Source organism: Streptomyces sp. NPDC096040 (assembly GCF_040303265.1).
Lineage (GTDB): Bacteria > Actinomycetota > Actinomycetes > Streptomycetales > Streptomycetaceae > Streptomyces.
On sequence record NZ_JBEOTA010000007.1, the window covers coordinates 147,097 to 169,430 of the forward strand.

Annotated in this window: 21 protein-coding genes and 1 tRNA gene; 1 reads left to right on the plus strand and 21 read right to left on the minus strand. The window is 71.7% G+C overall.

The genetic code is table 11. The features are described from left to right. The first annotated feature begins 131 nt into the window (after positions 1-131). A tRNA-Arg gene (locus ABTY98_RS11230) sits at positions 132-204 on the plus strand. A gap of 206 nt (positions 205-410) precedes the next feature. Here the strand turns inward: ABTY98_RS11230 and ABTY98_RS11235 are convergent. The 21 genes from ABTY98_RS11235 to ABTY98_RS11335 all read right to left on the minus strand — a co-directional run bounded on the left by ABTY98_RS11235 (position 411) and on the right by ABTY98_RS11335 (position 22,224). Then, on the minus strand, positions 411-1,100 hold the full coding sequence (locus tag ABTY98_RS11235; protein WP_352220612.1) for a GAF and ANTAR domain-containing protein: 690 nt from the start codon (positions 1,098-1,100) through the stop codon (positions 411-413). Between the two features lie 174 nt (positions 1,101-1,274). Then, the gene (locus ABTY98_RS11240; protein ID WP_352220613.1) at positions 1,275-1,583 is read right to left on the minus strand and encodes an acyl carrier protein; all 309 of its coding nucleotides are present in this window, start codon (positions 1,581-1,583) and stop codon (positions 1,275-1,277) included. A gap of 4 nt (positions 1,584-1,587) precedes the next feature. After that, positions 1,588-2,163 carry a nuclear transport factor 2 family protein gene (locus ABTY98_RS11245; RefSeq protein WP_352220614.1) on the minus strand — a complete coding sequence of 192 codons (576 nt, stop codon included), beginning with the start codon at positions 2,161-2,163 and terminating at the stop codon, positions 1,588-1,590. 35 nt (positions 2,164-2,198) lie between these two features. Continuing rightward, a complete protein-coding gene (locus tag ABTY98_RS11250) occupies positions 2,199-2,444 on the minus strand; it encodes an acyl-CoA carboxylase subunit epsilon (protein ID WP_352220615.1) in 246 nt (81 codons plus the stop codon). After that, positions 2,441-3,952, minus strand: coding sequence for an acyl-CoA carboxylase subunit beta (locus tag ABTY98_RS11255; RefSeq protein WP_352220778.1), 1,512 nt, complete (start codon positions 3,950-3,952; stop codon positions 2,441-2,443). The genes ABTY98_RS11250 and ABTY98_RS11255 overlap by 4 nt, the downstream gene beginning before the upstream one ends. Positions 3,953-4,055: 103 nt before the next feature. Continuing rightward, positions 4,056-4,901, minus strand: a complete 846-nt coding sequence (locus ABTY98_RS11260; protein ID WP_352220616.1) for a 4'-phosphopantetheinyl transferase family protein — start codon at positions 4,899-4,901, stop codon at positions 4,056-4,058. An 8-nt stretch (positions 4,902-4,909) separates the two neighbouring features. Further along, positions 4,910-5,365 (minus strand): acyl carrier protein, encoded by a 456-nt coding sequence (locus tag ABTY98_RS11265; RefSeq protein ID WP_352220617.1) that lies wholly within the window; start codon positions 5,363-5,365, stop codon positions 4,910-4,912. 2 nt (positions 5,366-5,367) lie between these two features. Continuing rightward, positions 5,368-6,924, minus strand: coding sequence for an MFS transporter (locus ABTY98_RS11270; protein WP_352220618.1), 1,557 nt, complete (start codon positions 6,922-6,924; stop codon positions 5,368-5,370). A 4-nt stretch (positions 6,925-6,928) separates the two neighbouring features. After that, positions 6,929-9,208, minus strand: a complete 2,280-nt coding sequence (locus tag ABTY98_RS11275) for an SDR family oxidoreductase (protein ID WP_352220619.1) — start codon at positions 9,206-9,208, stop codon at positions 6,929-6,931. A gap of 3 nt (positions 9,209-9,211) precedes the next feature. Next, positions 9,212-10,150: an aromatase/cyclase gene (locus tag ABTY98_RS11280; protein WP_352220620.1), complete on the minus strand. Its 939-nt coding sequence runs from the start codon at positions 10,148-10,150 to the stop codon at positions 9,212-9,214. A gap of 33 nt (positions 10,151-10,183) precedes the next feature. Beyond that, positions 10,184-10,969, minus strand: a complete 786-nt coding sequence (fabG, locus tag ABTY98_RS11285; RefSeq protein WP_352220621.1) for a 3-oxoacyl-ACP reductase FabG — start codon at positions 10,967-10,969, stop codon at positions 10,184-10,186. A gap of 108 nt (positions 10,970-11,077) precedes the next feature. Next, positions 11,078-11,353 carry an acyl carrier protein gene (locus tag ABTY98_RS11290; protein ID WP_352220622.1) on the minus strand — a complete coding sequence of 92 codons (276 nt, stop codon included), beginning with the start codon at positions 11,351-11,353 and terminating at the stop codon, positions 11,078-11,080. 237 nt (positions 11,354-11,590) lie between these two features. Continuing rightward, entirely contained in the window at positions 11,591-12,799 is a 1,209-nt protein-coding gene (locus tag ABTY98_RS11295) for a ketosynthase chain-length factor (protein ID WP_352220623.1), read from the minus strand. Further along, positions 12,796-14,070, minus strand: coding sequence for a beta-ketoacyl-[acyl-carrier-protein] synthase family protein (locus tag ABTY98_RS11300; RefSeq protein WP_352220624.1), 1,275 nt, complete (start codon positions 14,068-14,070; stop codon positions 12,796-12,798). The genes ABTY98_RS11295 and ABTY98_RS11300 overlap by 4 nt, the downstream gene beginning before the upstream one ends. Further along, positions 14,067-14,396, minus strand: a complete 330-nt coding sequence (locus tag ABTY98_RS11305) for a TcmI family type II polyketide cyclase (RefSeq protein ID WP_217549284.1) — start codon at positions 14,394-14,396, stop codon at positions 14,067-14,069. Before ABTY98_RS11305 ends, ABTY98_RS11300 begins: the two co-directional genes overlap by 4 nt. Before the next feature lie 137 nt (positions 14,397-14,533). Continuing rightward, positions 14,534-16,000, minus strand: coding sequence for an FAD-dependent monooxygenase (locus ABTY98_RS11310; RefSeq protein ID WP_352220625.1), 1,467 nt, complete (start codon positions 15,998-16,000; stop codon positions 14,534-14,536). Positions 16,001-16,059: 59 nt separating this feature from the next. Continuing rightward, positions 16,060-17,001: a hypothetical protein gene (locus ABTY98_RS11315; RefSeq protein WP_352220626.1), complete on the minus strand. Its 942-nt coding sequence runs from the start codon at positions 16,999-17,001 to the stop codon at positions 16,060-16,062. A gap of 28 nt (positions 17,002-17,029) precedes the next feature. After that, complete coding sequence (locus ABTY98_RS11320) at positions 17,030-18,799, minus strand: acetyl/propionyl/methylcrotonyl-CoA carboxylase subunit alpha (RefSeq protein WP_352220627.1); 1,770 nt, start codon at positions 18,797-18,799, stop codon at positions 17,030-17,032. A 1-nt stretch (position 18,800) separates the two neighbouring features. Next, complete coding sequence (locus ABTY98_RS11325) at positions 18,801-19,376, minus strand: flavin reductase family protein (protein ID WP_352220628.1); 576 nt, start codon at positions 19,374-19,376, stop codon at positions 18,801-18,803. A gap of 45 nt (positions 19,377-19,421) precedes the next feature. Then, on the minus strand, positions 19,422-21,137 hold the full coding sequence (locus ABTY98_RS11330) for an NAD(P)/FAD-dependent oxidoreductase (protein ID WP_352220629.1): 1,716 nt from the start codon (positions 21,135-21,137) through the stop codon (positions 19,422-19,424). A gap of 166 nt (positions 21,138-21,303) precedes the next feature. Next, a complete protein-coding gene (locus ABTY98_RS11335) occupies positions 21,304-22,224 on the minus strand; it encodes a MarR family winged helix-turn-helix transcriptional regulator (RefSeq protein WP_352220630.1) in 921 nt (306 codons plus the stop codon). Positions 22,225-22,334: the final 110 nt, after the last annotated feature.

The following is a 22,334-nucleotide window of genomic DNA, read 5'->3' on the forward strand; positions in this document are numbered from 1 at the left end:
CTTCACCGAACCTCCACATTGAGCCACGGAGGCGAAGCAACCGGGACGAGGACCGGGGAGTTCTATCCTTGTCCCCGGCAACGTCACGGACCGGCCCGCACCGGGCAGTACGTACGAGGCCAGCACAGCCGGCCCCCGTAGCTCAGTGGATAGAGCAGGCGCCTTCTAAGCGCTTGGCCGCAGGTTCGAGTCCTGCCGGGGGCGCCTACTCCGCAGCCATCCGTTTTCACGGGAAACCGCAGGTCAGGCGCGCTTCCGGCACCGTTGGAGCAGAGCTTCGACGATCACCCGTACAGGCGCCGCGGGCGTCCGCGAAAGGCTGGTTGTCGACGTCGACGCAGCGGCCCCGCCCCCTCCGCCACGACAGCGGCCCTGCCCACCCCGTCACGACAGCGGCCCCGCCCACCCCGTCACGACAGCGGGCCCTCTTCGCAGACCCGGCGGGCGACCTCGCGGAGCTTGATGTTGTTCTCCTGCGAGTAGCGGCGCAGTACGTCGAAGGCCTGCTCCTCGGTGAGGTGGTGGCAGCCCATCAGGATGCCCATGGCCTCGCCGATCAGGTGCCTGGTGGAGACGGCCTGTTCCAGCTGGGCCTGGGTGCGGGCGCTGGAGAAGGCGACCGCCGCATGGGAGGCCAGCAGCCAGCCGGCCAGTTCGCTGGCCTCGGTGAAGGCGCCGGGCCGGTGGGAGTAGACGTTCAGCGCGCCGAGTTCCTCGTCCTCGGTGTACAGCAGGAAGCCCATCATGCTGCCCACGCCGAGCCGGTGGGCCTGAGGGGCGAATTCGGGCCAGCCGGGCTGCTCCCGGGTGAAGTCCCGGATACGGAACACCCGCTCCCCGTTCTCGGTGTGGGCGACGTCGAAGCACGGGCCTTCGCCCAGCCGCTCCTGGAGCCGGTCGCTGTCGACGACCAGTTGGTCCGTGGGGGCGAGCGTGCGCACCTCCTTGCCGTGCAGCACCAGGATGCCGGCCGCGTCGCAGCCCTCCACCAGTTCCGTGGCCGCACCGGTGATCCGGGCCAGGGTGGCGTCGACCGACTCCTGTGCCAGCAGATCCCGCGCCATCGACGCCAGCTCTTGTGCGAACCGAGCCCAGTCCATCGCATGCGCCGCCTCTCGGTCCGTCCCGCTCTCAGCATGTCACGCGGCGGGCGTCGGCCTCGGAGAAAGCGAGGGATGACATCGTTGTCAGGAGGCGCCTCCTGGGCCGATGAGCCGAGATGCCGGGCATCTCGCGCTCAACGGCACAGGAGCCTGGAGGCGGCCGCCGGGGTCTCAGGTCCGGTCGACCAAGTCGCTCAGGGTCGCGGCCAGTTCGCCCACCGACTGCTCGCGCAGGAGGTGGTGGGCGGGCACCGGCATGTTCAGGGCCGACTCCAGGGTGCGCTGGAGGGTCAGGGCCGTGAGGGAGTCGATGCCCTGGGTGTAGAGGGGGCGGTTGCGGGCGATGCGGTGGGCCGGGGGGATGTCCAGGTGCTGGGCCAGACTCCGGCAGAGGAACACTTCGAACGCGCGCCGGCGGTCGTCGCCGGGAGTCTCGCGCAGGGCGCCCAGGTTGAGCGCGGTGGTCGGGGTTCCTGACACGGTCTCATCGTCCTTTCGGGTGGCGTGGGCGTGGCTGGGAACTGCGCAGTTCGCGGGGGTCGGGGCCGGGGCGCGGACCGGCCCCGTCGGACCACGTCAGGTGGAAGCGCCAGCGGCTGAGCCGCCAGCCGTCCGGGGTGCGGACCGCCTCGCCCTCGCTGTGGCCGCCGATGTCGAAGCGGCCGTCCGGGTCGGGACCGTCCTCGTGGTGCACATGGGACGCGACGAGGTGGATGCGGATCCGGGCGGTGTCCCCCTCGACCCGGATGCCGTAGTTGGCGGCCAGGTGGTGGGTGCGGGCGAAGCGGGACTTGCGGTCGTAGTGGAAGGCGGCGGCCTCGTCGCGGCCCTCGACCGTGCCGACCGGGAACTCCAGACGGCAGTCCGGGGTGAAGACCGTGGCCGGCCAGGCGGGGTCGAAGCCGTGTTCGTCCTGGGTGTCGAGCAGGGTGATGTAACGGTCGATGAGTTCGGCGACGGCCGCGCGGTCCGCGAGTACGGCGAACTCGGCGCGCAGGGCGTCGAGTTCGGCACGCAGTTCGGGGACCGTGCCGGCCCGGTCGAGGGACGGGGACGTCATGGGGTCCGTGGCTCCAATTCGGGTGAGGGGGCCGGTCATGCCGCTGGACTGCCCGCGAGACGCCAGCCGCGGGGGTCGCGGTGCGCCGCGAGGCGTTCCGGGCGGCGCCAGCCGGCCACCGGGCGGGACTCGATCGGGCACGGGTCCGCCGCGGCCAGGGCGGCCGCGCGGGCGAGCAGGACGGTGGTCAGCGCGGCCAGCTCGGCGGGGCTCGCCGTGCCCTTCACGACCCTGATGACCAGGGCACCGTCCGTGCCGTTCACGCCCTCCGCCGCGCTCACTGCGGCGGGTTGCCGTGCTTGCGGCACGGCAGGTCGGCCTGCTTGCTGCGCAGCATCGCGAGCGCGCGGATCAGCGCGCGGCGGGTGTCCCGCGGGTCGATGACGTCGTCGATCAGACCGCGTTCGGCCGCGTAGTAGGGGTGCATCAGCTCCGCCTGGTACTCCTTGATCTTCTGGGCACGGGTGGACTCGGGGTCGTCCGCCGCCGCGATCTCCCGGCGGAAGATGACGTTCGCCGCGCCCTCGGCGCCCATCACGGCGATCTCGTTGGACGGCCAGGCCAGCGCCAGGTCGGTGCCGATGGAGCGGGAGTCCATGACGATGTACGCGCCGCCGTACGCCTTGCGCAGCACCAGGGAGATGCGCGGCACGGTGGCGTTGCAGTACGCGTAGAGCAGCTTGGCGCCGCGCCGGATGATGCCGTTGTGCTCCTGGTCCACGCCCGGCAGGAATCCCGGTACGTCGATCAGGGTCACCAGCGGGATGTTGAAGGCGTCGCAGAACTGCACGAACCGCGCGGCCTTCTCGCTGGCGTCGATGTCCAGGACGCCGGCGAAGGACGCGGGCTGGCTGGCGACGATGCCGACGACCTCGCCGTCCAGCCGGGACAGCGCGCACACCACGTTGGTCGCGAAGCAGGGCTGGATCTCGAGGTAGTCGCCGTCGTCGACGATCTCCTCGATGACGGTACGGATGTCGTAGACCCGCCCGGGGTCCTCGGGGACGAGTTCCAGCAGGCGGTCGGTCCGGCGGTCCGCCGGGTCCGCGCCGGGCACTCCGGGCGGCAGGTCGCGGTTGTTGGACGGCAGCAGCGACAGCAGGTGCCGTACGTCCTCCATGCAGCTGCGTACGTCGTCGTAGGCGAAGTGGGCGACGCCGGAGGCGGTGGCGTGGACGTCGGCGCCGCCGAGGTCGTTCTGGCTGATCTCCTCGCCCGTCACCGCCTTGACCACGTCCGGTCCGGTGATGAACATCTGGGCGATGTCCCGGACCATGAAGACGAAGTCGGTCAGTGCCGGCGAGTAGGCGGCACCGCCCGCGCAGGGGCCGAGCATCACGCTGATCTGCGGGATCACTCCGGAGGCGCGGGTGTTGCGCTGGAAGATGCCGCCGTAGCCGGCGAGGGCCGAGACGCCCTCCTGGATCCGGGCGCCGGCACCGTCGTTGAGGGACACCAGCGGGGCCCCCGCCGCCATGGCCATGTCCATGATCTTGTGGATCTTCTGGGCATGGGCCTCGCCGAGGGCGCCGCCGAAGATGCGGAAGTCGTGCGCGTAGACGAAGACGGTACGGCCGTGGACCGTGCCCCAGCCGGTGATCACACCGTCGGTGTACGGCCGCTTCTTCTCCAGGCCGAAGCCGGTGGCCCGGTGCCGGCGGAGCATCTCGACCTCGTTGAACGACCCCTCGTCGAGCAGGAGTTCGATACGTTCGTACGCGGTGAGTTTGCCCTTGGCGTGCTGGCGCTCGGTGGCCAGCGGGTCGCCGTGCCGGGCGGCCTCCTTCATCAGGCCGAGCTCCTCGATACGCTCGGCGGCGGTCCACTGGCCACGATGCTCACGGTCGTGCAGGCTCGGGCGGCCGGTTTTCTGTTCGAGTGACATTGGTGGGTCACGCTCCCCAGTCGGATACTCCGGTGGTCGTGCCGTCGGCGCCCCGGCGCACGGGCACGCCCACGGTGCCGTCGGCGTCCAGGTCGACCGTCTGTCCCGCGTACAGCGCGACCGGCGGCACCCAGCGCACGGTGACCTGGTCCGGCGCCCCGCCGCGCACCGCGACGGCCGCGTTGTGCCGGGGCCCCGACGGCAGGTCGAGCAGCGTCCAGTCGGCCGGCCTGCGGTGCGCGTCGGCACCCAGGTAGTCATGTCCCGGGTCGCGGGACAGCCCGGTGCCCAGCGCCTTGAGATAGGCCTCCTTACGGGTCCACAGCCGACCGAAGGCCGCACGCCGTTCCCCGGCGTCGTCGAGCGCCGCCAGCTCCGCCTGCTCCCCCGGGTGCAGCGCCGGGGTGCACACCTCGACGGTCTCGGCCCGCGGCAGCCGCTCCACGTCGGCGCCGACGACCGTGCGGGAGACGGCGACCACGGCCATGCCGTGGCTGTGGGCCAGCGAGAAGTGCAGCGGCGGGTCGGGGTGGGCGACCGCCGGGCGGCCGTGCGGCTCGGCGCAGCCCGGGCAGGGCTCCCGCACGAACGGCACGTCCCGCGGGGCCAGCCCCAGGTAGGCCCCCAGCAGCCGGCGCAGGGCGACATGCGCGGAGGCGTACGTCACCCCGTCCGTGGGCCGGACGAAGGACGCGGTCCGCCTGCGCTCCGCCTCGCTCAGCTCGGTCAGGTCGAGAAGTTCGGCCGCGGTCTCCAGCGGTGCCCGGCGGACCAGCCAGACGTCCAGCTGCCCGGCCGCCGGCAGCCGGGTCCCGGTCGCGAGGGCGGCCGCGCCGAACTCCAGGACCGGCATCTGCCCGATCACCTCGGGCTCGGCACGTCGTGCGCGACCAGGTGGTACTCGTCCTTCCCGGCGTGCTTGTGCGGGCTGTCCTCCGAGCCGAGCTGCCCGGCCAGGCACTCGACCAGCTCGGCGGCGCTGTTGGCGCGCAGCAGCTGGTTGAGGTTGACGTCGACGCGCAGCGCGGCCTCCATCCGGCGCTGGAGCTCCAGGCCGTTGATGGACCCGATGCCGAGGCTGTTCATCGGGCGGCCCACGGTGTCGATGCTCTCCGGCGACACCCGCAGCACCCGGGCGAGCTCACCGCGCACGTACGCGTCGATGATCCGGGTGCGCTCGGCGAGGCCGACGGAGGCGAGGTGTTCGAGACTGGGCGGGACCACCTCGACGATCTGGTCGTGCTCGAACTCGTAGTCCCAGTCGTCGAGATCGTCGTCCAGGTCGTCGAAGACCCAGGTCTGCGTTGTCTGGTCCATGGTCATTCCCCGTCGTGGAGTGAGGAGGGTGGGGTTCGGATCAGGCCGGTGAGGCCGACGAGCAGGCCCAGGAAGCCGAGCACGGCCACCAGGGTCAGCGCGGGCCGGCAGGCGGCGGCCGCGGCGGCCGGTCCGGCACCGGGCGCGGGCGCCTGGGCGGCGAGCAGGGCGGCGACGAGCGCGACCGTGATGACCGCGGCGAGCTGTACGGCGGTCTGGTACAGGCCACTGCCGGTGAGCCTGTCGGCGGGCGCGAGGCGGGACATCGCCTGCATGTTCAGCGCGGCGAAGGACAGCACGAAACCGGCGCCGACCAGCAGGAGCGTGGGCAGTATCCCGCCCGGGTAGTCCAACGGCCACGGATCGGGCCGCAATTGGAGCAGACAGCCCGCGAAGGCGCAGGCGGCGCCGGCCACGATGAGACGGGGGGCGCCGAACCTGGTGACCAGGCGGCCGGAGGCCAGCGCGGTCAGCGCCGGGGGCGCGGCGGCCGGGACCAGGGCGAGTGCGGCGTGGAGGGGGGACCAGGCGGCGAGGGTCTGGGTCTGGTACGTCAGGACGAACAGGAGGCCCAGGTAGGAGCCGTTGAGACAGGCGGCGCCGGCGGCGGAGCGGAGCAGCGCGGGGTTGCTGCGCAGCGAGGGGCCGACCTTGAGCAGGGGTTCGGCCGATCTGCGCTCGATCCAGCAGAACACCACGAGCAGCACCACGGCCCCGCAGAGCGGCCCGACGGCTCTCGGGTCGCTCCAGCCGTGGCCGGGGAGCTGGGTGATGCCCTGGACGAGGGCGAGGAGGGCGCCCAGGAGAGTGAGGGCGCCGGGGATGTCGTAGCGCTGTACCGTCGTCCGGGTGCGGCGCCGTGGGGGCTGGTCGCGCAGTTCCCCGCGCCCCCCCGGGGCACTCTCCGCGCCCCCTCTCGGCAAGCTCTGGCCGTCGCCCTTCGGGGCGCCTGGCGCCTCCCGTGGGATCAAGCTCAGCCCGAACCCGAGAAGCACCAGCACCACCGGCGCCGGAAAGGCGAACGCCCAGCGCCAGGACGCTTCCGTCAGCCAGCCGGACAGGACCAGCCCGGCTGTGAAGCCGCCCGCGCCGAAGAGGGTGTAGACGGAGACGGCCCGGGATCGCGGGCGGCCCTCCGGGAACGTGCCGGTGATGATCGCCAGGCCGGTGGGGGCTGTGAGGGCCGCGCAGAAGCCCTTGATCAGGCGGGTGGTGAGGAGCAGCCACGGGTCCTGGGCGAGGGCGCTGAGCACGGACGCGGCGGCGAAGGCGAGCAGCGCCGCCAGGTAGACGGGGCGGCGGCCGAGCAGGCTCACCACCCGGGCGCCGAACAGCAGCAGCCCGCCGAAGCCGGCGGCGAAGCCGGTCATCGCCCACTGGGTGACGGTCGGCGCCACCCCCAGGTCCGTGCCGATGGCGGGCAGCGCCACCACCGCCACGGACACCTCCAGAGCGTCGATGAGCATGTTGCCGGCGAGGACGAGCAGCAGGCCCCACAACCGGGGGCCGAACCGCTCGTCCGGGCCGGCGGCGACCGGTGACGGAAGGGTCCTGGTCACCGCGTCACCCGAGGAGCGTGCCGCCGCTCGCGTCGACGAAGGAGCCGGTGACCCAGCGGGCGTCGTCGGAGACGAGGAAGGCGATGACGTCGGCGACGTCCTGCGGTTCGCCGACCCGGTTGAAGGTGGACAGCGCCGACATGGCCTCGACGGCCTCGGGGATGCCGAACACCGGGTTGCCGTTGCGGGTGATCCCCGGGGCGACGCTGTTCACGGTGATCCCGCGCGGGCCGAGCAACTTGGCGTAGTGGAGGGCGAGTTGCTCCACCGCGCCCTTGCTCATGGCGTACGCGATCTCGTCCGGGTTGGCGAACCGGGTCAGCCCCGAGGAGATGTTCACGATCCGGCCGCCGTCGGGCATGTTGGCCAGCGCCCGCTGGATGACGAAGAACGGCGCCCTGGCGTTGACCGCGAAGATCCGGTCGAACTGCTCCGGGGTGGTGTCCTCGGCCTTGACGCCGCCCATCACACCGGCGTTGTTGACCAGGATGTTCAGCTCGGTCTCGCCGGTGCGCTCCTTCAGCCCCGCCTCCAGCGCGAGGAACAGCTCGTGGACGTCACCGGGCGTGCCCAGCTCCGCCCTGACGGCGAACGCCCGGCCGCCGTCCTTCTCGATCCCGGCGACCACCTCGGTGGCGGCCTCCTCGCTGGTGCCGTAGTGCACGGCGACCAGCGCGCCGTCGGCGGCGAGCCGCTCGGCGGTGGCCCGGCCCATGCCCCGGCTGGCGCCGGTGACAAGGGCGGTCTTTCCGGTCAGGTTGCCCATCTTCCTTCTCCTGCCAGTCAGTTGTGGTGATCGGGCGGCGGCACGCGCGGTGGGCGCGAAGAAGCGGCCGAGGGCCTCGCGCAGCCCGTCCGCCGAGCCGCCGGCCCAGGCGACGTAACCGTCGGGTCGTACCAGCACGGCCCCGAAGGAGAGCGGGCCGGTGTCGAGGGGCCGTGCGGTGACCGTGTCGACGGAGGCCGACCAGTCCCCGGCCGCCCCGGCCAGCGACTCGTCCGTCACGAGCAGCAGCCCGCGTGCCGAGTGCAGCAGTTCGGCGGTGGTCGCCCCCGAGTCGAGCCGCAGCTCGGGCAGCCGCGCGCCGACGAGTCCGGGCTGCTCGTCGCCGTACGGCACGCCGCCGTACCGCACGTCGAGTCCGCTGATCATCCCGGCGAGGTGCGCCCGGACCTTCTCGTACGAGGTGAGTTCGCCGACGACCGAGCGCACCGGGTCCACCTCGGGCCCGCCGAGCAGCAGCCGGGCCTGGGCGCGGATGTTGGAGAGGACGCGGCGCCCGACCGCGTGCCGCTCGTCGTGATAGCTGTCCAGCAGGCCCCGAGGGGCCCGGCCGAGCACGGTGGCCGCGAGCTTCCAGCCCAGGTTGACCGCGTCCTGGAGGCCGAGGTTGAGGGCCTGGCCGCCGATCGGCATCTGCTGGTGGGCCGCGTCGCCGGCGAGCAGCACCCGGCCCGCACGGTACCGCTCGGCCTGCCGGGAGGCGTCGCCGAAGGAGTTGACCCACAGCGGGGTGCCGTGGGCGATGTCCTCGCCGGTGACGTCCCGCCAGGCGGTCACGATGTCGGCGAACTCCGCCTCGTCCGAGCCGCGGGGCGGGGTGCCGAACCGGTGGACCATCACCCGGGTGACACCGTCGCCGCGCCGGGCGGCGATGGCGAGCCCGTTCGGCAGCCGCTGGAACCGCCGGTTCGGAATGTCGATGCCGTCGACGTCGGCGCGGATCAGCTCCCGCTCGGCGTCGTTGCCGGGGAAGGAGATGCCCGCGAGCCGTCGTACGACGGAGTGCTCGCCGTCGCAGCCGACGACGTAGCGGGCCGTGAACTCCGTCCGCCGGCCCTGGTGTTCGGCGACCACGGTCACGCGGTCGGCGTCCTCCAGCAGGGTGACGACCTCGTGCCCGCGCAGCACCCGCGCCCCGAGCCGGGCGGCCCAGGCGCCGAGGAGTTCCTCGGTGCGGGTCTGCGGGACCTTCCACTGCCCGGGGTGGCTGCTGGGCAGGGTGAGGTCGAGCGGGAGGCCGCCGAAGTGGCCGCGGGGCTCGTGGGGCGGTGGCTCCGGGTCGCCGAAGCCGCCGGGGCTGTCGAGCAGGCCGCGCTGTCGCAGCAGCTCCATGGTGCGGGCGTGCAGGGTGGATGCCCGTGACTCCGTTGTCGGGGCGTCCAGCCGTTCCAGTACGGTCACGTCGGCGCCGCCGAGCCGCAGTTCCCCGGCGAGCATCAGCCCGGCGGGTCCGGCGCCGACCACCACGACGTGTGTCTCGACAGCGTCGGCACCGGCCATGGGTCAGCGCCTCGCTTCGGCGTACGCCTTGGCGTGGTTCAGGGTGGCGCGGCTGTTGGTGCTGAGCGCGCCCTGGACGTACTCACGGGCCTCGGCGACACCCGCGTCGGGACCGAGGATCTTCTCGATGTTCTCGGGGCGCAGCACGACGGTGTGCTGCGAGGAGGCGAAGGTGCCCTCGTCCGTCTCGCGGAAGGTCCAGTAGCCGGTGTGCAGGTTCATCAGGGCCGGCAGGGTGGTCTGCTTGTAGGCGATCTTCCGGCCGTCCAGGCAGACCCGGTACGACTTGGTGGTGTGCGTGGAGCCGTCCTTGGCGCGGGTGTCCATCTCCAGGGTCTGCAGGCCCGGGGTGTCCTCGGTGAGGCGGACGGTCGCCACGTGCGGCAGCCGCTCCGACCAGCGGTCGGCCTCGTTGACGAAGTCGTACAGGTCCTTGGCCGAGCCGTCGACCTCGACGGTGTCCTCGAAGGAGAAGGTCAGCTCCTCGGAGGCGGTGGCGAGTTCGACGTTCGTCTTCAGCGCGGCCAGTTCGGAGCGGGAGTTGCGGTCGACGGCCTCGTCGATCCAGGCGAGCCCGGCCGGGTCGTCGTCGACGGCGGTGTAGTCGTGCAGCAGCCGGATGCGGGCGGTGGTGTCGTCGAGCGGCTCGATGATCCAGGTACCGCCCATACTCGCGACGGGGGGCGTGGAGACCGTCTGCCGGAAGGTGATCCGCAGACCGTCGGGGTCGAGGACCCGGCGCGAGGTCCAGTTCTTGGCGTCGCCGTTGGCGGTGGCCCAGATCCCGATGAGCTCCTCGTTGCCGGAGCGCTCCAGGTGGTCGACGTAGATGGTCGGCGGGAAGATCCGCGGCCAGTTGGCCACGTCGGCGATCAGCCGGTAGACCTCGGCAGCCGGCGCCGAGACGGTGATCTCGTGCTCGACTTCCTTGGGCTCGGACATGGGTTGACTCCTTGGCGGGTACGGGGGCCGGGATCAGAAGTTGCCGAGGCCGCCGCAGACGTTGAGGGCCTGGGCGGTGATGGAGGCGGCGGTGTCGGAGGCGAGGTAGCCGACGAGTCCGGCGACCTCCTCGGGGGTGGAGTAGCGGCCGAGCGGGATCTTCGCCGTGAACTTGTCGAGGATGACGTCCTCGGAGGTGTCGTAGGCGGCCGCGTAACCGGCGCGGACGCGCTGGGCCATGGGGGTCTCGACATACCCCGGGCAGACGGCGTTGACGGTGATGCCGGTGGGGGCGAGCTCGTTGCCCAGAGCCTTGGTGAAGCCGACGACCCCGTGCTTGGAGGCGGAGTACGGCGCTCCGAGCACGACCCCCTGCTTCCCGGCCGTGGACGCGATGTTGATGATCCGCCCCCGGCTCTTGTCCCGCATGCCGCCGGTGGTGAGGGCGGCGCGGGTGAGGCGGAAGACGCTGTTGAGGTTGGTCTCGACGACGTCGTACCAGAGCTCGTCCTCGATGTCGGCGGTCACCCCGCCGCCGGACCGGCCGGCGTTGTTGACCAGGACATCGACGGTGCCGTAGCGGTCGACGGCCGCCTGGACGAAGTTCGCGATGGACAGCGCGGACCGGACGTCGAGGGTGGTCCCGTCGACCTCCAGTCCTTCTGCGCGCAGTTCCTTGACGGTCCGCTCCACGTTCGCGGCGTCCCGGGAGCCGATGAAGACGCGGTGGCCCTGCTGGGCCAGCAGCCGCGCCGAGGCGAGGCCGATTCCGCTGGTGGCCCCGGAGACCAGGGCGACCTTCTGCTGCTGTTCGGACATGTCTGCCGCTCCCTTTCAGGGCGTTCAGGTCTTTCCGGGCATGGAGAGGCCGCCGGCGCCCGGAACGAACGGGGGCGGGCGCCGGCGGCCGGAGGGGACGGGGAGAGGTCAGGCCGCGGTGGCGGTGACGTCGCCGAGCTGCGTGTTGACGAGGGCGAGCAGCTCTCGGGGGGTCTTCGCCTCGGTGACGACGGTGTCGTCCAGCGTGATGTCGTACTCCCGCTCGATACGCCCGCAGGTCTCCAGGATGGCGAGCGACTCGTAGCTGAGCTCCTCGAAGTCGGTGTCGAGGATGTCCCCGTCGAGATCGACGCTCTCATCGGCACCGGCGGCCTCCAGCAGGATCCGCTTGAGGTCGTCGAGGGTGAAGGACTGGGTGGCCACGGTGATCTTCCTTTCGGTTCTGCGAATGGGAACACCCGCCCTTCCGGCCCGTGCGTGGGAGAGAGTGGTGGGCCGGAAGGGCGGGTGTGACTTGGGGGCTGAGGCCGGTGGGGGCTGGGGGCGGGGGGTTTCGCTTAACGGCGCCGGCAGGGTGCCGCCGCGCCCACCCGTGCCGCCCCAGCGGCACGACTGCCCGCGGCCATGTGGCCGGCGCGAGTTCTGCGCACCGCCGGCGGACTACGCCCGTACGACCATCGCCGAGTTGAACCCGGCATACCCCCGGGCCAGCACCAGCGCCGTGCGCACCTCGGTGGCCCGCGCCTCCCCCACCACCAGGTCCAGGTCGTACGAGGCTTCCGCCTCGACATGCACCGTCGCCGGCACGATCCCGTCCCTGATCGCGAGCAGTGCCGTGGCCACGTCCAGCGGCGCCGCCCCCGAGTACAGCCGCCCGGTCATCGTCTTCGGCGCGGTCACCGGCACCCCGTGCGGTCCGAACACGTCGCTCAACGCGTCCGCCTCCACCCGGTCCAGCTCCGGCACGGCCGCCGCGTCGGCGAACACGACGTCGACGTCGGCCGCGTCGACGCCGGCGTCGGCGAGGGCCAGTTCGATCGCCTTGCGCAGCCCCGGCGGCCGCCCGCTGCCCGGCGCCGGGTCGAACGTCGCGCCGTACCCGGCGATCTCCCCGTACACCCGGGCGTCCCGCCGCACGGCAGTCTCCTCGGCCTCCAGGATCAGGATCGCCCCGCCCTCGCCGGCCACATGCCCGGCCGCGGCCGGGTCGAACGGCAGATACGACCGCTCGGGCTCCTCCGACGTGGACAGCCGGTCGCTGGCCAGCTGCGCCACCCACCCCCACGGGCAGATGGACGCGTCGATCGCCCCGGAGACGATGAGCTGTGTCCCCTTCCGGATCTGCCGGCGCGCGTGGGCCAGCGCCTCCAGCCCACCCGCCTGGTCCGACACGACGACCCCGCTCGGGCCCTTCATCCCGTTCCGGATGGAGATCTGGCCGCTGTTGACGGCGTAGAACCAGGCGAACGACTGGTATGCCGAGACGAACTGACTGCCCTGGCTCCACAGCTTCTGCAGCTCGCCCTGGCCGAACTCGAAGCCGCCGGAGGAGCTGGCGGTGACCACGCCCATGTCGTACGCGGGCAGCTCGGCGGGGCGGACGTCCGCGTCGGCGAGCGCCCAGTCCGTCGCGACGAGCGCGAGCCGGGTCATGTGGTCGGTCTGGGCGAGCAGCCGGCTCGGCAGATGCTCGCCCGCGCTGAACCCGGGCACCTCCCCGGCCAGTTTCGCCGGGTACCCGGACGGGTCGAACCGGGTGATCCGGGCGATGCCGCTCTTCCCGGACCGGGCGGCCGCCCAGTAGTCGTTCGTACCGAGACCGTTGGGCGCGGCGATGCCGAGCCCGGTCACAACCGTGCGCGTGCTCATGCTGCCGCGCTCCTCTCCGGTCGGGCGAGCACCATCGCGCTCTGGAAGCCGCCGAACCCGCTGCCCACGGTGAGCACCGCGTCGGTGCGGTGCTCCCGGGCGGTGAGCGGCACGTAGTCCAGGTCGCACTCGGGGTCGGGGGTGTGCAGGTTCGCCGTCGGGGGCACGACGTTGTGCTCCATGGCGAGGACGGACGCGGCGATCTCGATGGAGCCGATCGCACCGAGCGAGTGCCCGACCATCGACTTGATGGAGGACACCGGGGTCCGGTAGGCGTGGTCGCCGAGGCTCTTCTTGAACGCTGCGGTCTCGTGCCGGTCGTTCTGCTTGGTGCCGGAGCCGTGCGCGTTGATGTAGTCGATGGCGTCGGGGTTGAGGTGCGCCTCGTCCAACGCGACCGTGATGGCCTCGGCCATCTCCGCGCCGTCGGGCCGCAGCCCGGTCATGTGGAAGGCGTTGCAGCGGGAGGCGTACCCGGCGATCTCGGCGTAGATATGGGCCCCCCTCGCCCTCGCCGCCTCCAGCTCCTCCAGGACGAACACCGCGGAGCCCTCGCCGAGGACGAACCCGTTGCGGGTGCCGTCGAAGGGGCGGGAGGCGTGCTCGGGGTCGTCGTTGCGCGGGGTGGTGGCCTTGATGGCGTCGAAGCAGGCGAGGGTGATCGGGGAGATCGGGGCGTCGGTGGCGCCGGCGATCATCGCGCAGGCGGAGCCCTCCCGGATCAGCTCGACGGCGTGCCCGACGGAGTCGAGGCCCGAGGTGCAGCCGGTGGACACGACGGTGGCCGCGCCCTCGGCACCCACCGACCAGGCCACCTCGGCGGCGAAGGAGCTGGGCACCAGGTAGTTGTAGAGGTGCGGTACGGCGTAGGTGTGGTCGACCAGTTCGAGCCGGCCACCGTCGCTGACCACCCGGTACTCCTGGTCGAGGCCCATGGTCGCGCCGACCGCGCTGCCGATGGTGACCCCGACCCGGTGCGGGTCGGCGCCGGACAGGTCGAGCCCGCTGTCGGCGAGGGCCTCGCGGGCGCAGACGACCGCCAGCTGGGCCGCGCGGTCCATCCGCCGTATCTCCTGCGGGCTGAGCCCGTGGTCCTCCGGGTCGAAGTCGACCTCGGCGGCGACCCGGGACCGGAAGGAGGACGGGTCGAAGAAGGTGATGCCGCGGGTCGCGGTGCGGCCCTCGCTGAGCAGGTTCCAGAAGTTCTTGGTGCCGACACCGCCGGGGGCGATGACCCCGACCCCGGTGATGACCACTCGCCTGGCGTTCACGCCCGGCCCTCCCAGTCGTAGAAGCGCGTGGCGACCGCGTCGGCGGGAGACCGCCAGGTGGCGGGGTCGTACGCCTGGATGAACGGCTTGAGGTCCTCGCTGATCCGCACGAACCGCGGATCGGTCTTGGCCGACTCGATCAGCTCACCGCCGTTGTCGGTGTCGAAGTGCTGGAGGTGGAAGTACAGCCCGCGGTAGGCGAACAGCTCGCGCCGCCGGGTGCCCATGAGATGCGGCATCTCGGTCTCGTCGAACTCCTTGAACAGCCGGGCGACTTCCTGACTGTGAGCCGGCTCCATACGAGCGACGATCAGGGTGCTGTGCATGGTTCACTCCTCAAAGAGGCCAAGGAAAAGCGCCCCGAACAGGGGCGCGGGGCGTTATCGGTTCGCGGCTGCCGCCGCGTGGGCGCGACCGGCCACGACGGCGCCGCAGCCGACCGACGACGGATCGCGGCACGGCCTCAGCGGGCGGGCCCGAACCACCGCTCAAGCGCCATCGGCAGATCCGCGTGACTGCCCGGCGCCGCCCAGGCGACATAACCGTCGGGCCGGACCAGCACGGCCGTAGTACCTGTGAGCGGGCTGTCGGCCGGCACCTCCGCCACCGCCGTCACCACGTCCACCCGATCCCGCCAGGCCCAAGCACGGTCCCGCAACCTGGCATTGTCGACGAAGTCGAGCAGCACCCCCCGCCCCGACCGCAGCGCCTCCGTACTCGACGCCACCAGCTTGTGTCCGGCGAGCGGCACGTTCGGCAACCGCCGGCCGAGCAGCGCGTGGGCGCCACCGTCGAGGTCGTAGTGGATCTCCAGCCCGGAGACCATCGCCGCCAGGTGCTTGCTGACCTCGGGATAGCCGATCAGCTCGTTCAGCACATCGCGCAGCGGCTGCACCTCGGGCCCCGACAGGAACAGCAGCCCCTGCGCCCGGGTGTTCATCATCAGCCGCTGCCCGACCGGGTGCCGCTCGTCGTGGTACGTGTCGAGCAGCGCCTCGGGCGCCCGCCCGCGCACCACCGCGCCCAGCTTCCAGCCCAGGTTCACGGCGTCCTGGATGCTCGTGTTCATGCCCTGGCCGCCGGCCGGCAGATGGATGTGTGCGGAGTCGCCGGCGAGGAGGATCCGCCCGCGCCGGTACTCGGTGACCAGCCGCGTGCCGTCACCGAAGGACGACACCCACACCGCCTCGGCGTGCGAGATGTCGTCGCCGGTCAGCCGCTGCCAGGCCGCCGCGGCCTCCTGCCAGGTGGGCGGCTTCTCCCGGCGCTGCGGCGGGGTGCCGCGCTCGCAGATGATCAGCCGGGTGATGCCACCGGGCAGCGGACCGACCATGACCATGCCGCCGGGCAGGGTCTCGCCGATCATCCGGGGCTCCAGCTGGACGCCCTTGACGTCGGCGAGGTACATCTCCAGCGTCGACGGCGTCCCCGGGAAGTCGAACCCGGCGGCCTTGCGGATGGTCGAGCGGCCGCCGTCGCAGCCCACCAGGTACTCGGCGCGCAGCCGGTGCACGCCCTCGGGGCCGCGTACCTCGACCTCGACGCTGTCCTCCTTCTCCTTGACGGAGAGCACCTCGTGCCGGCGGCGGATGTCCGCGCCGAGCCGGCCGGCCCACTCCTCGAGGACGGTCTCGGTGACCGACTGAGGGATCGTTTTGGCGGCCTGGTGGGCGCCGTCGAGGACACCGAAGTCGACCGGCAGGCCGCCGAAGTGGCCCACGTTGCTGACCTCGATGTCCCCGAAGCGGGGCAGCAGTCCGCGCTGGTCGAAGACCTCCATGGTGCGGGCGGTGAAGCCGAGGCCGCGCGACTCTCCGGTGCGCGCGGGCAGCTTCTCCAGAACGATGACGTCGGCGCCCGCGAGCCGTAGCTCGCCCGCGAGCATCATGCCGGCCGGCCCGGCGCCCACGACGATGACTTGTGCGTCCATGACACTCCTCGGGAACGGGTCCGTACGGTCCGGTCTGAGGGACCGTCGAAGATGAGCTGTCAGCGGTACCGGCGCCCGATGGCCCGGTTCGCCACGTGCGCGGCCGCCGCGTGCCGCGGATCGGGCGCCCACGCCTCGTGCCGTACGGCCACTTCGGCGAGCTTGATGGCGTGCTCGTCGCCGATCTGCACGGCCTCGGCGAACAGGTCGGCCACGCCCGGAGCGTCCGGCAGCGGGGCCGAGGGCCGGGGCACGGCGTGGAACCAGTCGAGCATCGTGCGGCTGACGGCCCGCGCGACCTGGTACGACGGCCACCGCTGTGCCTCCGGGAGGTGCTCCACCACCAGTCGTACGGCGGCGGGTCCGGTGACCGAGTGGATCAGTGGAACGGGGTGGTTGTGGGAGAGCGTGGCGTAGACCCCGGAGAACTCGGCGACGAGCTCGTCCAGTGCCCGTACGGCATCGCCGCCGTCCCCGCCCGGGTGCTCCTCGACCGCGACCCCGCCGTCCGAGTACCGGGCCGCCCAGTAACCGAGCCCGTGGGCCAGTTCGGCCAGTTGCATCCGGTTGTCGGGGCCCGCGGTCACCACGGCACGGACCGCGTGCGCGGTGCGGATCACCCCGTGTGTGAGCATCCCGGACATGCCGGGCAGCAGCCGGGGCCACCAGCGGGCCAGTACGTCGGTCCACCGGCCCTCGGCCAGCTCCCGCTCGAACAACGTCGTCCAGTCGGCGACCCGGCCGAACTCACCGAGTGCCTGGCGCCAGTCGGCCTCGTCCGCCGGGTCGATGGTGAACCGTCGCTCGGGCACGTCGTGGAAGGAGTGGCTGCGCAGATGCCCCTCCACCCAGCGGGGCACCTCGTCGGCGTATCCCATGTGTGCCAGGGCCTCGGCGGCCATCGGGGCATGGTTGACGAAGCTGCGCCCGTGCTCGTACCCCACGGAACGCAGCCGCTCAAGGGCCGTGTTCATGGCGTCGGTGTAGGTGAGGTGTGCCAAGTCGACCAGTCCTCGATCCGTTGCCTCTTCAGTCCTTGATGTCGCACACGGCCGCGCCGGCGGCGAGGGCCTGGCCCACCTCCGCGGCGATCCCGGTCACGGTGCCGGACCGGTGCGCGGTGAGCGGCTGCTCCATCTTCATGGCCTCGATGACGACGACCAGGTCGCCCTTCTCGACCGTCTGCCCGTCGGCGACGGCGACCTTGACGACGGTGCCCTGCATCGGTGAGGTGAGCGTGTCCCCGGACGCGGCCGGCGCGGAGCCGCGCGCGGTGCGGCGGCGGGCCCGGGGCGCCGCCGCCCCGACCAGGCTGGGCACACGGTCCGGGACCCGCCCGAGCACGGCCGGCAGCGAGACTTCCAGCCGGTGTCCGCCGACCTCGACGACCACGGTCTCGCGGCCGCACTCCGCCGTCTCGGCTTCGGGGGCCGGTGCGGCGAAGGGCTCGATCCCGTTGACGAACTCGGTCTCGATCCACCGGGTGTGGACGGTGAACGGCCCCTCCTGCGGGGCGAACGCCGGGTCCCTGACCACCGCCCGGTGGAACGGGATCGCGGTGGCCATGCCCTCGACCTGGAACTCGTCCAGGGCGCGGGCGGCCCGCTCCAGGGCCTCCTTGCGGGTCCGGCCGGTGACGATCAGCTTCGCCAGCAGCGAGTCCCAGGCCGGGCCGATCACCGACCCCGACTCCACCCCCGCGTCCAGGCGTACGCCCGGACCCGACGGCGGGTCGAAGCGGGTGACCGTGCCGGGAGCGGGCAGGAAGCCGCGGCCCGGGTCCTCGCCGTTGATCCGGAACTCGAAGGAGTGCCCGCGCAGCTGCGGGTCGTCGTAGCCGAGTTCCTCGCCGTCGGCGATCCGGAACATCTCCCGGACCAGGTCGATACCGGCGACCTCCTCGGTCACCGGGTGCTCGACCTGGAGGCGGGTGTTGACCTCCAGGAAGGAGACCGTGCCGTCCTGGCCGACCAGGAACTCACAGGTCCCCGCGCCGACATAGCCGGCCTCCCGCAGGATCGCCTTCGAGGCCCGGTACAGCTCGGCCGTCTGCTCCGCCGTCAGGTACGGCGCGGGAGCCTCCTCCACCAGCTTCTGGTGCCGACGCTGCAACGAGCAGTCACGCGTCGATACGACGACCACGTTGCCGTACCGGTCCGCGAGGCACTGCGTCTCCACGTGCCGCGGCCGGTCCAGGTAGCGCTCCACGAAGCACTCCCCGCGGCCGAAGGCGGCCACCGCCTCACGCACCGCCGACTCATAGAGCTCCGGCACCTCCTCCAGCGTCCGGGCGACCTTCAGCCCGCGCCCGCCGCCGCCGAACGCGGCCTTGATGGCGATCGGCAGCCCGTGTTCCTCCGCGAAGGCGACGACCTCCTCGGCGCCGCCCACCGGGTCCGGGGTGCCGGCGACCAGGGGGGCGCCGGCCCGCTGGGCGATGTGCCGGGCGGCCACCTTGTCGCCGAGGTCGCGGATGGCCTGCGGCGGCGGCCCGATCCAGGTCAGGCCCGCGTCCAGGACCGCCTGGGCGAACTCGGCGTTCTCGGACAGGAAGCCGTAGCCCGGATGGACGGCGTCCGCGCCGGTCTCCCGGGCGGCGTTCAGGACCTTGTCGATGTCCAGGTAGCTGGTGGCCGGGGTGTCACCGCCGAGGGCGTAGGCCGCGTCGGCGACCCGGACGTGCAGGGCGTCCCGGTCGGGGTCCGCGTAGACGGCCACGCTCGCGATCCCGGCGTCCCGGCAGGCCCGGGCGACACGCACGGCTATCTCGCCACGGTTGGCGATGAGCACCCGGCGCATGTCAGGAGGCCTGTCGGGTGTGCTGGAAGCTGTCCGCGCCCGTCTGCAGCGGTCCCAGTGAGCCGTCGAAGAAGATCAGCGGCTCCTTGCCGTGCTCGGGCACGCCCAGGTCCACCACCTCGCCGATGACGATGTCGTGGTCACCGGCCGTGTGGATGTCGACCGTGGTGCAGGTCAGATAGGCGAGGGCCTCGCTGAGCACGGGCAGCCCGTCCTCGGTGAAGTGGTGCGGGACGCCCTCGAAGGCGGCGCTCCGGCGCCCGGCGAAGTGCCGGGCCAGCGGCTGCTGCCGCCCGGACAGGAAGTTGACGGTGAACCCGCCGCTCTGCTCCAGGAGCGTGTGCAGCCGGGACTGCTGGTGCAGACAGAACAGCACCAGCGGGGGTTCCAGCGAGACCGAGGTGAACGAGTTGACGGTGGTGCCGTCCGCGTCGCCGTCGGGGCCGGTGGTGACGACCGTGACGCCGGTCGTGAACAGGCCGCACACGCGGCGCAGGCTCAGTGGCTCGACGGGCCGGGTCTGCTCGGCGGGCCGGGTCTCTTGGGCGCGGGTCAGCGACCGCGCTGCTGCGGACATGCGCATCCCTTTCTGGGGTGTGTGTCGGGAGGTGTGCCGCGCGGGTCAGAGGAGCTTGCGGACCTTCGCCCCGGCCTTGAGGATGCCGAGCAGGAACTCGCGGCCGACGCTGTTCATCTCGGGCGGGGCCTGCACCGAGGCCCAGTACAGGAAGCGGGCCATCGTCCCCACGGACGGGTAGATGAAGCGCTGTTCCTCGTCCTTCCAGCCGAAGACCGGGTTGACGACCGGGGACTCCTTGAGCAGCCCGAAAACGATGTCGGCGGCCTCGTCGCCGGTGAGGGCGCCGGCCTCGTACTTCTCGCAGGTCTCGGCGGTGGCCTCCAGGATCATCTTGAACGAGTCGCTCTGCGGCCACCACAGACCCGGGTGCGCCACGTTCTCCAGCTCGTCGAAGTGGCGCTCGTCGTGGTCCTTGAAGTGCTTGAGGCGGGCCCGGGTGAGCCGCATGGTGCCGGGGGTGATGAAGGAGCCCCAGACCCGGAAGACCGCGTTCCACAGGCGGAAGTGGGAGAAGGCGATGAAGGAGCTGTTGACCAGGTCGTCGTTGTACTGGAGCAGCCCCTGCTCGACCTTCTCGACGTACGCGAAGCGCTCGGCGGAGAAGTCGCCGTCCTTGAGTGCGGGGATCAGCCGGGAGGTCAGGGCGTCGACGACCTCCATCGTGTTGGACAGGCCGCGGGAGAACAGCGGGTCCAGGAAGCCGGCCGCGTGGGACATCAGGCACCAGCGGTCGCCGATGGTCTGCTTCGAGGAGTACTGCAGCCGGTCGGTGGAGATCCACTCGCGGACCCGGGTGGCGCCGGCGAACTGGCGCTTGACGGCGGGGTACTTGTCGAGGAAGAGCTGGAACTCCTGCTCCGGGGTGAGGTCCTTGGGCTTGGGATAGGTGCGCTCGTCGATGGTCAGGCCGACGCTGCACAGCGGGTTGCGGGATTCGGGGTGGTTGTCGAACGGGATGATCCAGAACCAGCCGCGCTCGATCAGGTGGTGCATGGTGCCGGTGTGCCAGTCGGCCGGCGGGCGCAGGTCGTGCGGGTGGCCGCTGACGTCGTCGAACCGCTTGATGCCGACGTAGTGCGTGAACATCGAGCGGGAGTGGTGCTTGAAGCGGGCGGTGGGCTTGTCGCGCAGGTCGAACTTGTCGGCCAGCGGCGAGCGGAAACCGGAGGCGTCCACCAGGTACTTGGCCCGGTACACCTCGGGCTCGGCGCCGGGGGCGGCGCTCTTTCCGAGGACGGTGACACCGTCGTCGTCGAAGTCGACCTCGTTGGCGCGCCAGTTCTGCCGGGGGGTGCAGCCGTATTTGATCGCCACATGGAACATGAATGCGTCGCTGTCCTGCCGGAACATATGGCTGTTCTGGTGGAATATCTTCGGCAGTGCGAGCTGAGTGGCCTCGCGCGGGTCGGGTTCTTTTCCGACCTCGTGCTTCATGAAGCCGAAGTGCGCCTTGGTGCCGAATGTCGGGCCGATGTCGCGGGTGGAGGCCTGGACACTGGACAGGCTCTTCAGTTCGGGGATGTCGTGGCGCTCGGAGAGGATGTGGATCCATTCCACGAGCTGCGGGGTCATGGACTCGCCGATGGCGAAGCGGGGGTGCGCGGCCGCGTCGACCAGCAGCACCTTGGCGCCGTGCTTGGCCAGGATCGCGCCGGTGACGGAGCCGGCGAGCCCCGAGCCGAGGATGATGACGTCGAAGGTCATGTCCTCGGGTATGCGCGCCGCTTCCGGCGAGCCGTCGGTCTTCTTCGCGACCATGAGCTGTCTCCTTCGTCGAAGGCGTCGAGGGTCGGAATTCCGCGTGAACGTCCGTATGAAATCCGTAGGAAAGTCGGCATGAAAAAAGGCCCCTCGTGGATACGAGGAGCCTGGAAAAGGCGCGAGTCTACCGCCGAATCAAGCGTGACAGCCTTTGGCCAGAGGGTCAACCCCTGGCGGAAACAGATGACTTGGCGTTCTCGGAGAATGCCGGGCCGGAATGCATGGGGGCCAGGAGTTTCAACAGCAGCGCGCGCAGTTCCTCGTCGCCCTCCGGCCCGAGCCGTTCGGAGATGTCCACGGCGAGTTCCGCGACGGCACCCGCGATGAGGGCGAGTTTCTCGCGGCCGACGTCGGTCACTTCGAGGGCGTACCGGCGCCGGTCGTGCGGGTCGCGGCCACGCCGGACCAGGCCCAGCCTGACCAGTTCGTCGACCAGTTGTGAGGCGGCGGGCCCGGTGATGGCAAGCAGTTCCGCGAGCCGCTGCTGGGAGATGGGCCCGAAGACGTCGAGAGCGGACAGCGGGCCGTAGTGGCGCACCCTGAGTCCGGTGCCGGCCAGCTTGTCGTCGCCGTGCTTGCGCAGCCGGTGGTGGGCCTGGGCCACCAGGTACTCGGTGCCCTGCACCAGGGGCTGCGCCGACTCGGGCAGCAGCCGGGCCAGGAGCTCGTCGAGCCGGATGGTCTCCTCGTCGGTCAGTACGGCGGTGAGCCGGGCGTCCCGCGCGGCGACCGCCCGGCGCCTGGCTTCGAGGGCCTCGCGCCCCTGGTCGGTCAGGGACAGCACGTACTGGCGCCGGTTGTCCGGGTTGCGGGTGCGCCGGACCTCGCCACGGGCCTCCAGCCGGTCGATGACCGCGACCATGATGGTGCGGTTGATGCCGAGCCGCTCCGCCAGGTCGAGCTGGGACTCCCAGTCGTGGCCGGTGAGCGCGTCGAGGACCAGGAAGTCGCGGGAGTCGCTGTCGCCGCCGTCCCCGGTGGACGAGAACTGCGCGTACACCCGGCGCAGGAGATAGCTGATGAAGCCCGTGAGTGACTCCGGGAGGACTCCGGGGACCTCCGCGGTCTCCTCGGTCCGGGTCACCGGACCTCGCTCTGCATCGTCTTCACGCCGCAAGACAGCACCTCCTGCCCGAGTATATGCACCGGTCTTCCGGCGGAACGGGACCGGACCGGCGGCCCCGCCCGAGTGGA